This is a genomic window from Pseudomonas sp. MS01C9, from assembly GCF_058202755.1.
Map to the genome: position 1 here is coordinate 790,397 of NZ_CM177073.1, position 16,987 is coordinate 807,383.

At 60.3% G+C, this 16,987-nt stretch carries 13 protein-coding genes; 1 reads left to right on the forward strand and 12 read right to left on the reverse strand.

Translation table 11 applies throughout. The annotated features are described in order from the left end of the window. Window positions 1-59 precede the first annotated feature (59 nt). The 3 genes from htpG to AC1M7R_RS03675 form a co-directional block, all read right to left on the reverse strand. A complete protein-coding gene (gene htpG / locus AC1M7R_RS03665) occupies window positions 60-1,964 on the reverse strand; it encodes a molecular chaperone HtpG (protein WP_072393571.1) in 1,905 nt (634 codons plus the stop codon). Between the two features lie 87 nt (window positions 1,965-2,051). After that, window positions 2,052-2,513 carry a PaaI family thioesterase gene (locus AC1M7R_RS03670; protein WP_072393574.1) on the reverse strand — a complete coding sequence of 154 codons (462 nt, stop codon included), beginning with the start codon at window positions 2,511-2,513 and terminating at the stop codon, window positions 2,052-2,054. Then, window positions 2,510-2,986: a PaaI family thioesterase gene (locus AC1M7R_RS03675; RefSeq protein WP_072393577.1), complete on the reverse strand. Its 477-nt coding sequence runs from the start codon at window positions 2,984-2,986 to the stop codon at window positions 2,510-2,512. The genes AC1M7R_RS03670 and AC1M7R_RS03675 overlap by 4 nt, the downstream gene beginning before the upstream one ends. A 157-nt stretch (window positions 2,987-3,143) precedes the next feature. On the opposite strand from AC1M7R_RS03675, the gene AC1M7R_RS03680 reads away from it, so the two are divergent. Beyond that, entirely contained in the window at window positions 3,144-3,395 is a 252-nt protein-coding gene (locus AC1M7R_RS03680) for a hypothetical protein (protein ID WP_072393580.1), read from the forward strand. A gap of 74 nt (window positions 3,396-3,469) precedes the next feature. On the opposite strand, the gene AC1M7R_RS03685 is transcribed toward AC1M7R_RS03680, so the two are convergent. The 9 genes from AC1M7R_RS03685 to sdhA all read right to left on the reverse strand — a co-directional run bounded on the left by AC1M7R_RS03685 (window position 3,470) and on the right by sdhA (window position 16,986). Beyond that, window positions 3,470-4,207: a DUF599 domain-containing protein gene (locus AC1M7R_RS03685; protein ID WP_072393583.1), complete on the reverse strand. Its 738-nt coding sequence runs from the start codon at window positions 4,205-4,207 to the stop codon at window positions 3,470-3,472. A 281-nt stretch (window positions 4,208-4,488) separates the two neighbouring features. Beyond that, window positions 4,489-5,802 (reverse strand): branched-chain amino acid transport system II carrier protein, encoded by a 1,314-nt coding sequence (gene brnQ / locus AC1M7R_RS03690; protein WP_490610245.1) that lies wholly within the window; start codon window positions 5,800-5,802, stop codon window positions 4,489-4,491. A 535-nt stretch (window positions 5,803-6,337) separates the two neighbouring features. Next, window positions 6,338-7,222 (reverse strand): succinate--CoA ligase subunit alpha, encoded by an 885-nt coding sequence (gene sucD / locus AC1M7R_RS03695; RefSeq protein WP_053149972.1) that lies wholly within the window; start codon window positions 7,220-7,222, stop codon window positions 6,338-6,340. Next, window positions 7,222-8,388 (reverse strand): ADP-forming succinate--CoA ligase subunit beta, encoded by a 1,167-nt coding sequence (gene sucC / locus AC1M7R_RS03700; protein WP_003179235.1) that lies wholly within the window; start codon window positions 8,386-8,388, stop codon window positions 7,222-7,224. Before sucC ends, sucD begins: the two co-directional genes overlap by 1 nt. Window positions 8,389-8,584: 196 nt before the next feature. Next, window positions 8,585-10,021, reverse strand: coding sequence for a dihydrolipoyl dehydrogenase (gene lpdA / locus AC1M7R_RS03705; protein WP_165887339.1), 1,437 nt, complete (start codon window positions 10,019-10,021; stop codon window positions 8,585-8,587). A gap of 110 nt (window positions 10,022-10,131) precedes the next feature. Continuing rightward, window positions 10,132-11,361 carry a 2-oxoglutarate dehydrogenase complex dihydrolipoyllysine-residue succinyltransferase gene (gene odhB, locus AC1M7R_RS03710; protein WP_072431594.1) on the reverse strand — a complete coding sequence of 410 codons (1,230 nt, stop codon included), beginning with the start codon at window positions 11,359-11,361 and terminating at the stop codon, window positions 10,132-10,134. 42 nt (window positions 11,362-11,403) lie between these two features. Next, entirely contained in the window at window positions 11,404-14,235 is a 2,832-nt protein-coding gene (locus AC1M7R_RS03715) for a 2-oxoglutarate dehydrogenase E1 component (protein WP_072393595.1), read from the reverse strand. Between the two features lie 262 nt (window positions 14,236-14,497). After that, window positions 14,498-15,202: a succinate dehydrogenase iron-sulfur subunit gene (locus AC1M7R_RS03720; RefSeq protein ID WP_039594133.1), complete on the reverse strand. Its 705-nt coding sequence runs from the start codon at window positions 15,200-15,202 to the stop codon at window positions 14,498-14,500. Window positions 15,203-15,213: 11 nt separating this feature from the next. Next, on the reverse strand, window positions 15,214-16,986 hold the full coding sequence (sdhA, locus tag AC1M7R_RS03725) for a succinate dehydrogenase flavoprotein subunit (RefSeq protein WP_072393598.1): 1,773 nt from the start codon (window positions 16,984-16,986) through the stop codon (window positions 15,214-15,216). Window position 16,987: the final 1 nt, after the last annotated feature.

The window sequence follows — 16,987 nt, forward strand, 5'->3', positions numbered from 1 at the left end:
CTTCAATCGAACATCCCGAAATGAAAAAACCCGCCGAAGCGGGTTTTTCCTGCACTTGATTAAGCTGACAGTTCCACCAACAGCTTGTTCAGGCGGCGAACATAAGCCGCCGGGTCCTTCAAGCTATCGCCAGCGGCCAGGGCCGCCTGGTCGAACAGGATGTGCGACAGATCGCCAAAGCGCTCTTCGCTCTGCTCGTTGTCCAGCTTCTCCACCAGCGGGTGAGAAGGGTTGAACTCGAAAATCGGCTTGGAATCCGGAACCTTCTGGCCGCTGGCCTCGAGGATCTGGCGCATCTGCAGGCCGAGGTCCTGCTCACCGATGGCCAGGATCGCCGGAGAATCGGTCAGGCGATGGGACACCCGCACTTCGCTGACCGCGTCGCCCAGGGCCGTCTTGATCCGCTCCACCAGGCCTTCCTTGCTCTTGGCGATTTCTTCGGCGGCTTTCTTGTCTTCTTCCGAATCCAGGTTGCCGAGGTCCAGGTCGCCACGCGCCACGTCGACGAAGCTCTTGCCGTCGAACTCGTTGAGGTAGCTCATCAGCCACTCGTCGATGCGGTCGGTCAGCAGCAGCACTTCGATGCCTTTCTTGCGGAAAACCTCCAGGTGCGGGCTGTTCTTGACCTGGGCATAGGTTTCGCCAGTGAGGTAGTAGATCTTGTCCTGGCCTTCCTTGGCGCGGGCCAGGTAATCGGCCAGGCCGACCACCTGCTCGCCATCGTCACCCTGGGTGGAGGCAAAGCGCAGCAGGCCGGCGATCTTTTCCTTGTTGGCGAAGTCTTCGGCCGGGCCTTCTTTCATCACCTGGCCGAAGTTCTTCCAGAAGCTCTTGTACTGCTCGGGCTCGTTCTTCGCCAGCTTCTCCAGCATGTCCAGCACGCGCTTGGTCAGCGCCGACTTCATGGAGTCGATGATCGGGTCTTTCTGCAGGATTTCCCGGGAGACGTTCAGGGACAGGTCGTTGGAGTCCACTACACCCTTGATGAAGCGCAGGTACAGGGGCAGGAACGATTCGGCCTGGTCCATCACGAATACCCGTTGCACGTACAGCTTCAGGCCGCGTGGTGCTTCGCGCTGGTACAGGTCGAACGGCGCGCGGGCCGGCACGTACAGCAGGGAGTTGTATTCCAGCTTGCCTTCGACCTTGTTGTGGCTCCAGCTCAGCGGGTTCTCGTAGTCGTGGGCGATGTGCTTGTAGAACTCCTGGTATTCCTCGTCTTTCACCTCGGTGCGCGGACGAGTCCACAGGGCACTGGCGCGGTTGACGGTTTCCCACTGCACTTCAGGCTTCTCTTCGCCTTCGGCGGCGGTGACTTCCTTGGGCAGCTCGATCGGCAGTGCGATATGGTCGGAGTATTTCTTGATGATGTTGCGCAGGCGCCAGCCATCGGCGAACTCGTCTTCACCGGACTTGAGATGCAGCACGATACGGGTACCGCGATCGGCCTTGTCGAGGGTGGCGACTTCGAATTCCCCTTCGCCCCTGGACGACCAGTGCACGCCTTCGCTCGCGGCGAGGCCGGCACGGCGGCTGAAGACTTCGACATGATCGGCCACGATGAACGCGGAATAGAAACCGACGCCGAATTGACCGATCAGGTGGGAATCCTTCTTCTGGTCACCCGAAAGGTTCTTCATGAAGTCGGCGGTGCCGGACTTGGCGATGGTGCCCAGGTGAGTGATCACCTCTTCGCGGCTCATGCCGATGCCGTTGTCTTCCAGGGTGATGGTCTTCGCGTCCTTGTCGAAGCTCACACGAATCTTCAGTTCAGCGCCGCCTTCCAGCAATTCTGGCTTGGACAGGGCTTCGAAACGTAATTTGTCGACAGCGTCGGAGGCGTTCGAGATCAGCTCGCGAAGGAAGATTTCCTTGTTCGAATACAGCGAGTGAATCATCAGGTGCAGCAGTTGCTTCACCTCGGTCTGGAAGCCCAGGGTTTCCTTTTGAGTTTCCACGCTCATTGTCATCAAACTCCAAGTGGATGGTGGTGTCCGCCTCGCTGAGATCGGCGGCGGGATGACCTCAAGGTGGGGGCGGCGCCGATGATTTCAAGGGTGGGTCGGCTTCGTCGGCTCCTGGATCTTGAAATGCGCCCGCGCGGTGGCGATGGGTTCGGCCTCGTCGTCCTGCCAGGCCGTGATGGCCACGTTGGCCACCCGCCGCCCCTGGCGCCAGACCTGGCAACGAGCGTACGTGTCACGGAACTGCCCGGCGCGCAGGTAATCCAGGGAAAAGTCGATGATCTTCGGCACACCTGGCGTACGGGTGGCAATCAGCAGATGAACGGCGGCCGACAGTTCCATGAAACCGGCGATCACCCCACCATGGATCGCCGGCAATAAAGGGTTGCCAATGTTGTCCGGGCTCGCCGGCAGGCGAAACAGCAGGTCATTGCCCTGACGAGTGCATTCGGCGCCGATCAACTGTGCGTAAGGGATCGACGCCATCAATAGTCCATAGTCGCCCTGCTCGCAGGCCTGACGCAGTTGTTCCTGGGTAATGGCCGTCATGGCGTGTCCGCTCCGGCCTTGGGTACCTGCCTGCCCATACCCCTGGCATGCTGCCCCAGGCGCATGAAAGTGCCCACCACATGGGCGATGGGTTGATCGGGGTCGTCCTGATAAGCGAAGCCCCGGGTGAAGATCACGTCCGGCGTGACCCGGTAGCATTGGGCGAAGCCGTAGACGTCCTTGTGGGGTTGGGCGGCGTGCATGTAGTCGATGCGCAGGTCGAGGGTCGGACAGACCTCGAATTGCGGCAGTACACAGAGGGTCGACATGCCGCAAGCGGTGTCCATCAATGACGTCAGCGCGCCACCATGGATGATGCCCGAGAGGGGGTTGCCCACGATCCGGGGACTGAAAGGCAGCACCAGTGTCAGTCCTTCCTCGCTGGCGCTTTTCAGCGTCAGGCCCAGCACCTGGCAATGGCGCAGTGCCGATAGAAACCGGGTCGCGCGCTCAAAAACGGGGTTTTCAGCCATTGGTTAGAAACTCTTGTTAGTGGCCAGGTCCGATAATAGACGAACCCGATAAAGTTCCATGCCGACACGAAGTTATATATCTGTAGCAAAAGAGGAACTTAAGCCAAGGGGTATAGCTCAAAAGGCCAGTAGTTATTTCCATAAGGAGAAACACCCCATGCGTAAGACTTTGACTATTGCCTTGATGTTGGCTGCCTCCCTCGGCCTCGCTGCCTGCGACAAGAAATCCGAAGACAAAGCTCAAGATGCCGCCCAACATTCGGAGCAAGCTCAGCAGGACATGAACAAAGCACAGGATAAAGTGAACGACGCGGCGAAAGAAAACGCCGAAGCCGCCAAAGCCCAGGCCGAATCGAACGAAGCAGCAACGCAGGAACAAGCCCCTGCAACCGCGCCTAAAACCAACTGATCCGGTTTTAGTGACAAAAGAAAACCCGCCTGGTGCGGGTTTTCTTTTGTCTGCATTCTGGCGGGACCAATGAATCAGGCCGCTTCCCGGCTCACTTCGCTGGGTGGCGCTTCGGTCGGGGTGTAGACCATGACATCCAGCACGTCGGAATGAAACTCCCGGCGGTACAGCACAAACACCACGCCGGCGCTCATCAACATGAACAACCAGGGGCTGACGAACCAGGCCAGCATGGTCATGCCGAAGTAATAAGAGCGCAGGCCGAAGTTGAACTGGTTGGCCGCCATCGAAATGACCCGGGCCGCCCTGAGCGCAAAGGCCTTGCGCTCCTGCTCCGACACATGCCGCTCGCCGATCATCGGCGCAGAGCCCACCAGCACCGCCGCGAAATTGTATTGGCGCATGCACCAGCTGAACGTGAAGAATGCATAGACGAACACCAATGCCAGGCACAACAGCTTGACCTCCGCCAGCCCCTGGGAAGCCTGCTGCACCAGCGGCAGGTCGGCCAGCAGCGACACCGCCCGATCGGACGCCCCGAGCACGGTCAGGATACCCGCCAGGATAATCAGCGTGCTGGAGGCGAAAAACGAGGCGTTGCGCTCCAGGTTACCGATCACGCTGGCGTCGGCGATGCGGTTCTCGCGCAGCAGCATGCGACGCATCCAGTCCTCGCGATACAAGTGCATCACGCTCGCCAGACAAGCCGTGTCACGGGCTTTCCAGGTGGCATAGCGGGTATAGCCGCCCCAGCAGACGATGAACCAGACAGCGGCAAGCAGATGGGACAGGTTGGCTTGGATGAATGACATTCGATTTCCTGTATATCTAAAAACATGACGTCTAAAGCCAGACGCGCCTTGAAATGCCGACCTGTGGGAGCGAGCTTGCTCGCGATTGCGATCTATCAGACACGTTGATGCTGCTGATCTGGCGCTATCGCGAGCAAGCTCGCTCCACAGGTGCTGTGTACGCCTTTCAGACACTGCTTCGACGTTAGCGCACGAAAAAAGACACTGCACCCAAAAAAAATGCCCCGTATCGATTGATACGGGGCATTTCGGTTGTGGCCGGTGAATCGGCCTGAAGCTGCTTAAGCCAGTGCTTCGCTGCGTTTGCCCAGCAGGCGATCGCACACCACGGCAACCACCAGGGTCATCACCGAAGGCACCAGCCAGGCCAGGCCTTGTTCGCTCAACGGCAATTGGGCCAGTTGCGCCGGCATCCAGTCCGCCAGACCGGCGCCCTTGAGCGCATCGACCAGGCCAAACAGGAACGACACCAGCATCACCGGGCCGACAATGCGACTCTGCTCATGCCAGAAGTCCTTGCAGAAACTCAGGGCCACCAGGGCGATGCATGGCGGGTAGATCGCGGTCAGGACCGGGATGGAGAACGCAATCAGCTTGGTCAGGCCCAGGTTGGACACCAGTAGTGAAAACGCTGCCAGGATCACCACCAGGGTCTTGTAGGACAGCGGCAGGACACGGCTGAAGTATTCGGCACAGGCGCAGGTCAGGCCAACGGCGGTCACCAGGCAGGCCAGGGAAATCAGCACCGCGAGGAAGCCGCTGCCCAGGCTGCCGAAGGTGTATTGCACGTAGGCATGCAGCACAGCGGCGCCGTTAGTCGCCCCTGCGGCCACTTCATGGCTGCCGGAACCGAGGCGGAACAGGCTGACGTAGACCAGCGCCAGGCCCACCCCGGCAATCAGCCCGGCGATGATGGCGTAGCGGGTAATCAAGGCTGGCGATTCGACACCCCGGGAACGGATCGCGTTGACGATGACGATGCCGAACACCAATGCGCCCAACGTGTCCATGGTCAGGTAACCATTGATGAAGCCCTGGGAAAACGGCGCCGCCACGTATTCCGGTGTCGCCACGCCGATACCGCCGGCAGGCAGGGCGAACGCGGCGATCCCCAGCACGGCCAGGGCAATGATCTTCAGCGGTGCGAGGAACCGTCCGACGGTATCCAGCAGACGGCCCGGGTAGAGCGAAATGAAGAACACCAGGAGGAAGTACACGGCACTGTAGATCAACAGGGCCAGCGGGCTTTCGCCGGTCAATGGCGCCAGGCCCACCTCGAACGAGACCGTGGCGGTGCGCGGCGTGGCGAACAGCGGGCCGACAGCCAGGTAGCAGACCGCGGCCAGCAACCCGCTGGCGACCTTGCCGATGGGGCTGCTCAAGGCATCCATCGCCCCGCCCACCTTGGCCAGCGCAACGACGGTGACAACCGGAAGGCCGACCGCGGTGATCAGGAAGCCCAGCGCCGCCATCCAGACATGGGGCCCGGACTGCAAGCCGACGATTGGCGGGAAAATGATATTGCCGGCCCCGACGAACAGGGCAAATGTCATGAAACCAAGTGCCAGGATGTCCTGGCCTTTCAACACTTTCATTAAGGAAACCACACTGCTGAATCGGAATTTAGAGAGGGATTTCCCTTATGGGTGAGGGAAATGTTGTCGATCCGTATGGGACCGACCCGTTTAGCGCGTCGCTTCCTTGTGGGGAGCGGTCGCAAAAATGGCTGCTAGCCTAACGAATCCGTGCAGAAAACGCACTGTTACGGGGCGCACTATCCGATACACGACATTTCAATGTCGCGTTTACGTATCTATTTTTCCCTCATCACACTCCTGATAGACAGGGGATGACCTGTGGCGAGGGGATTCATCCCGCTGGGCTGCAAAGCGGCCCCAACAAGGTGGCCGCATTCTTCCAGATAAACCGCGCTCGATTGCTTGGGGGCTGCTTTGCAGCCCAGCGGGGATAAATCCCCTCGCCACAGATAAATCCTCCCACCACAGATAAATCCTCCACCACAGACTAAGGCCCTCTGCGCAGAAACAATGCGTAGATCCAAAAGGCCAGAAACGACAAAGGCCACCCGGAGGTGGCCTTTGTTGCTGGAACGAAAAGGTCAGCCGAAGCTTACTTCTTCATTTCCCAGCCAGTCAGCTCGGCCAGGGCCTTGCCGATGTCTGCCAGCGAACGCACGGTTTTCACGCCGGCGTCTTGCAGGGCAGCGAACTTCTCGTCCGCAGTGCCCTTGCCGCCGGAGATGATTGCGCCAGCATGGCCCATGCGCTTGCCCGGAGGAGCAGTCACACCAGCGATGTAGGACACGACCGGCTTGGTCACGTTGGCCTTGATGAAGGCAGCGGCTTCTTCTTCAGCGGAACCGCCGATCTCACCGATCATGACGATCGCTTCGGTCTTCGGGTCTTCCTGGAACAGCTTCAGGATGTCGATGAAGTTGGAGCCTGGGATCGGATCACCGCCGATGCCGACGCAGGTGGACTGGCCGAAACCGGCGTCAGTGGTCTGCTTCACGGCTTCATAGGTCAGGGTGCCGGAACGGGACACGATACCGACCTTGCCTGGCAAGTGAATGTGACCTGGCATGATGCCGATCTTGCATTCGCCTGGAGTGATCACGCCTGGGCAGTTAGGGCCGATCAGGGTGATACCCAGCTCGTCGCACTTGACCTTGGCTTCCAGCATGTCGATGGTCGGGATGCCTTCGGTGATACACACGATCAGCTTGATGCCGCCGAACGCCGCCTCAAGGATGGAGTCCTTGCAGAAAGGAGCCGGAACGTAGATCACGCTGGCGGTGGCGCCAGTGGCAGCAACAGCGTCCTTGACGGTGTTGAAGACAGGCAGGCCCAGGTGCTCGGTGCCGCCCTTGCCCGGAGTTACGCCGCCAACCATCTGGGTGCCGTACTCGATGGCTTGCTGGGTGTGGAAACTACCTTGCGAACCGGTAATACCCTGGCAGATAACCTTGGTGTCTTTATTGATCAGGACGCTCATTATTTGCCCTCCGCAGCTTTTACGACTTGTTGAGCAGCGTCGGTCAGGCTGGTAGCAGCGATGATGTTCAAACCGCTTTCTGCCAGTACTTTAGCGCCCAGCTCAGCGTTGTTGCCTTCGAGGCGAACAACAACCGGGATTTTCACGCCGACTTCTTTCACGGCGCCGATGATGCCTTCGGCAATCATGTCGCAACGAACGATGCCGCCGAAGATGTTGACCAGTACTGCGGCGACGTTGGTGTCGGACAGGATGATCTTGAACGCTTCGGTTACGCGCTCCTTGGTAGCGCCGCCGCCCACGTCGAGGAAGTTGGCTGGCTTGCCGCCATGCAGGTTGACGATGTCCATGGTACCCATGGCAAGGCCGGCACCGTTGACCATGCAGCCGATGTTACCTTCCAGGGCCACGTAGTTCAGTTCGAACTTGGCAGCGTGCGCTTCGCGCGGATCGTCCTGGGATGGATCGTGGAAAGTCTTCAGCTTCGGCTGACGGTACATGGCGTTGGCGTCGATGTTGATCTTGGCATCGAGGCAGTGCAGGTCGCCGTCGGCCTTGATCACCAGCGGGTTCACTTCCAGCAGCGCCAGGTCATGATCCTGGAACAGCTTGGCCAGACCTACGAAGATCTTGGCGAACTGAGTGACCTGCTTGCCTTCCAGGCCCAGCTGGAATGCCAGCTCGCGACCCTGGAATGGCTGGGCGCCAACCAGTGGATCGATGGTGGCCTTGAGGATTTTCTCAGGGGTATCGTGAGCGATCTTCTCGATGTCCACGCCACCTTCGGTGGAAGCCATGAACACGATGCGGCGGCTCGAACGGTCGACGACAGCGCCCAGGTACAGCTCTTTAGCGATATCAGTGCACGATTCAACCAGGATTTTGGTGACCGGCTGACCGTTGGCGTCAGTCTGGTAGGTCACCAGACGCTTGCCCAGCCACTGCTGTGCGAAGGCTTTGGCGTCTTCTTTGCTGCGAACCAGCTTTACGCCGCCCGCTTTACCGCGACCACCGGCGTGAACCTGGGCTTTGACAACCCACTCGCTGCCGCCGATTTTGTCGCAAGCTTCTGCTGCCGCTTCCGGGGTGTCTACCGCGTAGCCTGTGGATACTGGCAGGCCGTATTCAGCGAACAGCTGCTTACCCTGATACTCGTGAAGATTCATGCTTATTACCGTCTTCGTTAGGTACTGCGCATTCGGTGCTGCACCAGTTTAGTGCCGCACCACCTGTGACTGCTGCTTGCGTAGCCTTCCGGTGAACCGGCAGAGCTACGCAAGACTGCGTCCAGCGGACATTCCGCGGTGAGTCTTGCGCGCAAGGCTCACGACGGGCCGAACCGCCGTGGTTTCTTATTATCTATTAACGCTTCTTGCGGTTGGCCACGTGGATGGCGCCGCCATTTACGGCCAGGGCCGCTTCGTGCAAGGCTTCGGACAGGGTCGGATGGGAGAAGACCATCATGCCCAGGTCTTCAGCGCTGGTGCCGAATTCCATACCGATCGCGCCTTGCTGTACCAGCTCGGCAGCGCTTGGGCCAATGACGTGAACGCCCAATACGCGGTCCGTCTTGGCATCGGCGATGACTTTCACGAAACCGCCGGTATCGTTGGCTGCCATGGCACGGCCACTGGCGGCGAACGGGAAGGTGCCGACGTTAACTTCAACGCCTTCGGCTTTCAAGGCCTGCTCGGTTTTACCGACCCATGCGATTTCCGGGTGGGTGTAGATAACCGATGGGATCAGGTCGTAGTTCATCTGGGCCTTGTGGCCCTTGATGCGCTCGACGACCATGATGCCTTCCTCGGACGCCTTGTGGGCCAGCATCATGCCGCGGACCACGTCACCGATGGCGAAGACGCCCGGTACGTTGGTAGCGCAGTGGTCGTCAACATGGATGAAACCGCGCTCGTCGATTTCCACGCCGCTATCGGCAGCCAGCAGGTCGGTGGTCACCGGACGACGGCCCACCGCGACGATCAGCTTGTCGAAGGTGATGGTCTGCTCGCCGTTGGCGTCGGTGTAGTTCACCACGACTTCTTCACCGTTGACCTTCGAGCCGGTCACGCGAGCGCCCAGCTTGATGTCCAGGCCCTGCTTGGTCAGGGTCTTGAACGCTTCCTTGGACACCGCGGTATCGGCAGCCATCAGGAAGGTGTCGAGGGCTTCCAGCACGGTCACTTGCGCACCCAGGCGCGACCAGACCGAACCCAGCTCGAGGCCGATCACGCCGGCGCCGATCACGCCCAGGCGCTTAGGCACGCTCTGGAATTCCAGGGCGCCGGTGGAGTCGACGATCACTTTCTGATCGACTGGAGCCGGTGGGATGTCGATCGGACGCGAGCCTGGCGCCAGGATGACGTTCTCGGCTTCGATCACTTCGACCGAGCCGTCGGGCTTGGTCACTTCGACCTTCTTGCCCAGCAGCAGCTTGCCGTGGCCCTGGATCGAGGTCACGCCGTTGGCCTTGAACAGGGTGGCGACACCGCTGGTCAGGTTCTTCACGATGCCGGCCTTGCGGCCAACCATCGCGGCGACGTCCATCTTGACTTCGCCGGTGGAGATGCCATGGACGTTGAAGCTTTCTTTCGCTTCCTTGTATTTCCAGGAGCTGTCCAGCAGCGCCTTGGAAGGAATGCAGCCGACGTTCAGGCAAGTACCGCCCAGGGCTTGCTTGCCCTCGCTGTCGGTGTATTTCTCGATGCAGGCAGTGGTGAGGCCAAGTTGTGCAGCCTTGATGGCCGCTACGTAGCCACCAGGGCCAGCACCAATCACTACCACGTCGAATTTCTGAGTCATGAGTCATTCCTTTTCGAATCAAACCGGACGGCCACTTGTGGTGACCGTCGTGGGACGAAACCGGTTGTTTCAGCAAGAGGCCGGTCAACCGACCGGCCCTCGCGGCGAAATCAGATATCCAGCAGCAGGCGAGCCGGATCTTCAAGCAGGTTCTTGATGGTCACCAGGAACGTCACGGCTTCTTTACCATCGATCAGACGGTGATCGTAGGACAGTGCCAAGTACATCATCGGACGAATCACGACTTGACCGTTGATTGCCATCGGACGCTGGATGATGTTGTGCATCCCCAGGATCGCTGCTTGTGGCGGGTTGACGATCGGGGTCGACATCATCGAACCGAATGTACCACCGTTGGTGATGGTGAACGTACCACCGGTCATCTCTTCGATGGACAGCTTGCCGTCACGGGCCTTCTTGCCGAAGGTGGCGATGCCGTTTTCGATTTCGGCCAGGCTCATCAGCTCGGCGTTGCGCAGCACCGGAACCACCAGGCCACGGTCGCTGGAAACAGCAACACCGATGTCGGCATAGCCGTGGTAGACGATGTCGGAACCGTCGATCGACGCGTTGACGGCCGGGAAGCGTTTCAGCGCTTCGGTGGCAGCCTTGACGAAGAACGACATGAAGCCCAGGCGCACGCCATTGTGGGACTTCTCGAACAGGTCCTTGTACTTCGAACGCAGCGCCATGACTTCGGTCATGTCCACTTCGTTGAAAGTGGTCAGCATCGCCATGTTCGACTGGGCTTCGACCAGGCGCTCGGCAACCTTGGCCCGCAGGCGGGTCATCGGAACGCGTTTTTCAACGCGATCACCGGCCGCGAACACCGGAGCGGCAGCGGCAGGCGCAGCAGGCTTGGCCGGGGCAGCGGCTGGAGCGGCTTTCTTGGCTGCAACAGCGGCAACCACGTCTTCCTTGGTCACACGACCACCCTTGCCGGTGCCGGCAATGGAAGCGATGTTGATGCCGTTTTCTTCAGCGATCTTGCGGGCAGCAGGCGCGGCGACCGGGTCGTCTTCGCCATCGGCCGCTGGAGCAGCAGCCTGGGCGGCAGCCGGCGCAGCGGCAGCAGCAGCGGCCGGAGCGGCGGCGGCAGCACCACCTTCAACGATCGAGCCCAGCACTTCGTCGGACAGGACGGTGTCGCCTTCGTTCTTGACGATCGCGCCCAGCACGCCGTCGGCGGTGGCCAGGACTTCCAGTACGACCTTGTCGGTCTCGATGTCGACGATCAGTTCGTCACGCTTGACGGCCTCGCCCGGTTTCTTGTGCCAGGTGGCAACGGTGCCATCGGCAACCGATTCTGGGAAAGTGGGGGCTTTGATCTCGATAGCCATTATCTTGGGTTCCTTAAATTCGGTTTCAGGTGCTCGAAGGCGTTAAACGGTAAACGCGTCTTGCAGCAGTTGTTCCTGCTGCTCGGCGTGCATCGATGCGTAACCACATGCAGGTGCGGCAGAAGCCTCGCGGCCCGCGTACTCGAGTACGAGAGACTTGTTGAGGTAGCTGATGCTGCGACGCAGGTGGTGTTGGCTGCAGTACCATGCGCCCTGGTTCATCGGCTCTTCCTGACACCAGACAGCCGCTTTGGCATTGGTGTAAGGCGCCAGGACTTCCTTCAGGTCGTCCTCAGGGAATGGGTACAGCTGCTCGATACGCACGATGGCGATGTCTTCGCGGCCTTCGGCACGGCGTTTTTCCAGCAGGTCGTAGTAGACCTTGCCGCTGCACAGAACGACGCGTTCGACCTTGCTCGGGTCCAGGGCATCGATTTCCGGGATAACGGTCTGGAACGAGCCATCGGCCAGTTCTTCGAGCGTCGAAACGGCCAGCTTGTGGCGCAGCAGCGACTTCGGCGTCAGGACCACCAGGGGCTTGCGCAGCGGACGAATCACCTGGCGGCGCAGCAAGTGGTAGATCTGTGCCGGGGTAGTCGGCATGCACACCTGGATGTTGTGCTCGGCACACAGTTGCAGGTAGCGCTCCAGGCGCGCCGAGGAGTGCTCGGGACCCTGCCCTTCGTAGCCGTGCGGCAGCAACATGGTCAGGCCGCAGAGACGACCCCACTTGTGCTCGCCACTGGTGATGAACTGGTCGATCACGACCTGCGCACCGTTGGCGAAGTCGCCGAACTGGGCTTCCCAGATCACCAGCGCGTTCGGCGTGGTGGTCGAGTAACCGTATTCGAACGCCAGTACGGCTTCTTCCGACAGGAACGAGTCGTACAGGTCGAACAGCGGCTGGCCTTTGTACAGGTTCTTGAGCGGAATGTAGGTGCTGGCATCTTTCTGGTTGTGCAGGACGGCATGACGGTGCGAGAACGTACCGCGGCCGATGTCCTGGCCGGTCATGCGGATCGGGTGACCTTCGAACGCCAGGGTCGCGTACGCCATGGTTTCGGCGTAGCCCCAGTTGATCGGCAGGCCGCCGGCTTGCATCTTCTGACGGTCTTCGTAGATCTTCGCGACCTGGCGCTGAACCACGAAGCCTTCCGGGATCTCCAGCAGCTTGGCGGACAGTTCCTGCAAGGTCTTGAGGTCGAAACGCGTGTCGTGACGTGCAGTCCAGGCGTGACCCAGGTATGGGCGCCAGTCCACGAACAGCTCTTTGTTCGGCTCCTTGACCAGGCTTTTCACCACGTGCAGACCGTTGTCCAGCGCGTTGCGGTATTCGTCGACCTTGGCCTGGACGCGCTCGGCATCCAGTACGCCGTCCTGGATCAGGCGATCGGCATACAGCTCGCGGGTGGTGCGCTGCTTGGTGATCTGCTGGTACATCAGAGGCTGGGTACCGCTTGGCTCGTCCGCCTCGTTGTGGCCACGACGACGGTAGCAAACCAGGTCGATCACCACGTCGCGCTTGAACTGCATGCGGTAGTCGATGGCCAGCTGGGTCACGAACAGCACGGCTTCCGGATCATCACCATTCACATGGAGGATCGGCGCCTGGATCATCTTCGCGACGTCGGTGGCGTATTCGGTGGAGCGCGAGTCCAGCGGGTTGCTGATGGTGAAGCCGACCTGGTTGTTGATCACGATGTGCACGGTGCCGCCGGTCTTGAAACCGCGGGTCTGCGACATCTGGAAGGTTTCCATGACCACGCCCTGGCCGGCGAATGCCGCATCACCGTGGATGGAAATCGGCAGGACCTTCTCACCGGTCGGGTCGTTGCGACGATCCTGGCGGGCGCGAACCGAACCCTCGACCACCGGGGAAACGATTTCCAGGTGGGATGGGTTGAACGCCATGGCCAGGTGGACTTCGCCGCCGGTGGTCATCACGTTGGACGAGAAGCCCTGGTGATACTTCACGTCACCGGAACCCAGTTCGACCTTCTTCTTGCCTTCGAATTCGTCGAACAGCTCACGCGGGTTCTTGCCGAAGGTGTTGACCAGCACGTTCAGACGACCACGGTGAGCCATGCCGATGACGACTTCCTTGGTGCCGTAGGAACCGGAACGCTGGATCAGCTCGTCGAGCATCGGGATCAGGCTTTCGCCGCCTTCCAGGCCGAAACGCTTGGTGCCCGGGTACTTGGTGCCCAGGTATTTCTCCAGGCCCTCACCGGCTGTCACGCGCTCCAGCACATGGGTCTTGATGTCGGCGGAGTACGTCGGACGCCCGCGCACGCTTTCCAGACGCTGCTGGAACCACTGGCGCTGCTCGGAATCGGTGATGTGCGTGAACTCGGCGCCGATGGTGCGGCAATATGTCTGCTGCAACGCTTCGTGAATTTCGCGTAGGCTCGCTTCCTCTTTGCCGATGAACAGGTCGCCGGCACGGAAGGTCGTATCGAGATCGGCATTGGTCAAGCCGTAATGAGTGATCGACAGGTCTGCAGGTGCAGGACGCTGCCACAGCCCCAGCGGGTCCAGCTGGGCTGCCTGGTGGCCTCGCATCCTGTAGGCCTGGATCAATCGCAGCACTTCGACTTGCTTCTTCTCGTGCTCGCTGCTCACGCTACCGGCAGATACCGGTTGAGCGCGGCGCTGGTTCTTCGCCAGCAGCACGAAATGATCGCGAATCGTAGAGTGCGAAACATCTGTGGCAGAGTTACCGTCGGCCGGCAACTTCTGAAAATAGGTGCGCCATTCTTCTGGCACAGCGTTAGGGTCGTGCAGGTAGAGCTCGTAGAGCTCTTCCACATAGGCAGCGTTACCACCGGAGAGGTGGGCACTGTTCCACATGCGCTGCATCACGCTTTCTTGCATGCTTGGTCACCCTCGATTAGGGGAACACCACCGGCGAAAACACCGAGCAAACTTGCAGAAGTCCGAGTGCAGCGACTAAAACAAGCCACTTAGGATCACGCTGATAGTCCGGGTACCAGCCCGGATGCCCCTGCTTGTCTCATTTCTTCAAAAATAAGAACCGCCGCTTTGTGAGCGGCTGTTCTGGTTATGCTACGACGCGGGTTGAAGCCCGCGCCCTAGCCTCTACGGGTACAGCGGTTCTACGGGTACAGCAGCTGAATCACACGCCGTTTTGCAGCAGCATGTTACGTACGTGACCGATGGCCTTAGTCGGGTTCAGGCCTTTCGGGCAGACGTTGACGCAGTTCATGATCCCGCGGCAGCGGAATACGCTGAACGGGTCATCCAGTGCGGCCAGACGCTCGGACGTCTTGGTGTCGCGGCTGTCTGCCAGGAAGCGGTACGCTTGCAGCAGGGCGGCCGGGCCCAGGAACTTGTCCGGGTTCCACCAGAAGGATGGGCACGAGGTCGAGCAGCAGGCGCACAGGATGCACTCGTACAGACCGTCGAGCTTTTCACGCTCTTCCGGGGACTGCAGACGCTCGATGGCCGGAGCCGGCGTGTCGTTCTGCAGGAATGGCTTCACCTTCTCGTATTGCTTGTAGAAGATGCTCATATCGACGACCAGGTCACGGATCACCGGCAAACCTGGCAGCGGACGCACGATCAGCTTGTTGCCCTTGACCACCGCCGACAGCGGCGTGATGCAGGCCAGGCCGTTCTTGCCGTTGATGTTCATGCCGTCGGAGCCGCACACGCCCTCGCGGCAGGAGCGACGATAGGAGAAACCTTCGTCCTGTTCCTTGATCAGGGCCAGCACGTCCAGCACCATCAGGTCCTTACCACCGGTATCGACCTGGAAATCCTGCATGAACGGCGCAGCGTCCTGATCAGGGTTGTAGCGATAAACACTGACTTGCAACATAGCGGTCACCCTTAATAAGTCCGGACTTTAGGTTCGAAAGTCGGAACAGTCTTCGGCGAGAAATTCACGGCACGCTTGGCGACACGTTTCTCACCCGGGAAGTACAAGGTGTGGCACAGCCAGTTTTCGTCGTCACGGTCTTCATAGTCTTCGCGGGCATGGGCACCACGGGACTCTTTACGGGTTTCTGCCGCGATGGCGGTGGCTTCGGCCACTTCCAGCAGGTTCTGCAGTTCCAGCGCTTCGATACGTGCAGTGTTGAACGCCTGTGACTTATCGTTGATCTTCACATTGGCAATTCGTTCACGCAGCTGCGCCAGCTGGGCGATACCCTTCTGCATGTACTCGCCGGTACGGAACACACCGAAGTAGTTCTGCATGCAGCTTTGCAGCTCGCGACGCAGGGTGGCGACGTCTTCGCCTTCGGTACGCTCGTTCAGACCGGCCAGGCGCTTGAGGGCCACGTCGATGTCGGTGTCGCTGGCGTCGCGGTATTCGATGCCGTCGGTCAGCGCCTTTTCCAGGTGCAGGCCGGCCGCGCGGCCGAAGACCACCAGGTCGAGCAGCGAGTTGCCGCCCAGGCGGTTGGCACCGTGAACCGATACGCACGCCACTTCACCCACTGCGAACAGGCCAGGGATGATTTCGTCCACGCCTTCGGCGTTCTGGGTGATGGCCTGGCCATGGATGTTGGTGGCAACGCCGCCCATCATGTAGTGGCAGGTTGGAACGACCGGAACTGGCGCGACGACCGGGTCGACGTGAGCGAAGGTCTTGGACAGCTCGCAGATGCCTGGCAGGCGGCTGTGCAGCACTTCCTCGCCCAGGTGGTCGAGCTTGAGCATCACGTGGTCGCCATTCGGGCCACAGCCGTTGCCGGCGATGATCTCTTTAACCATCGAACGAGCCACGACGTCACGACCGGCAAGGTCCTTGGCGTTCGGAGCGTAACGCTCCATGAAACGCTCGCCGTGCTTGTTGATCAGGTAACCGCCTTCACCGCGGCAACCTTCGGTAACCAGTACACCGGCGCCGGCGATGCCGGTCGGGTGGAACTGCCACATTTCGATGTCCTGCACCGGCACGCCGGCACGCAGGGCCATGCCGACGCCGTCACCGGTGTTGATCAGGGCGTTGGTGGTGGAGGCATAGATACGGCCGGCACCGCCGGTCGCCAGCACGGTGGCCTTGGAACGGATGTAGGTGGTTTCGCCGGTTTCGATGCAGATGGCGATCACACCGACAAAGGCGCCGTCCTGGTTCTTCACCAGGTCAACGGCGTAGTACTCGTTCAGGAACGTGGTACCAGCCTTCAGGTTGCCCTGGTACAGGGTGTGCAGCAGTGCGTGACCGGTACGGTCGGACGCCGCGCAGGTACGCGCAGCCTGGCCGCCCTTGCCGTAGTCCTTGGACTGGCCACCGAACGGACGCTGGTAGATACGGCCGGTTTCGGTGCGCGAGAACGGCAGGCCCATGTGGTCGAGTTCGAAGACCGCGGCCGGACCTTCCTGACACATGTATTCGATAGCATCCTGGTCGCCGATATAGTCGGAACCCTTGACGGTATCGTACATGTGCCAGCGCCAGTCATCGTTCGGGTCGGCCGAAGCGATGGCGCAGGTAATGCCACCCTGGGCGGAAACGGTGTGCGAACGGGTCGGGAAAACCTTGGTGATCACGGCAGTCTTGTGACCGCCCTGTGCCAGTTGCAGCGCTGCGCGCATGCCGGCACCGCCGCCACCAATGATGATGGCGTCGAAGGAAATAGTTGGAATGTTAGCCATG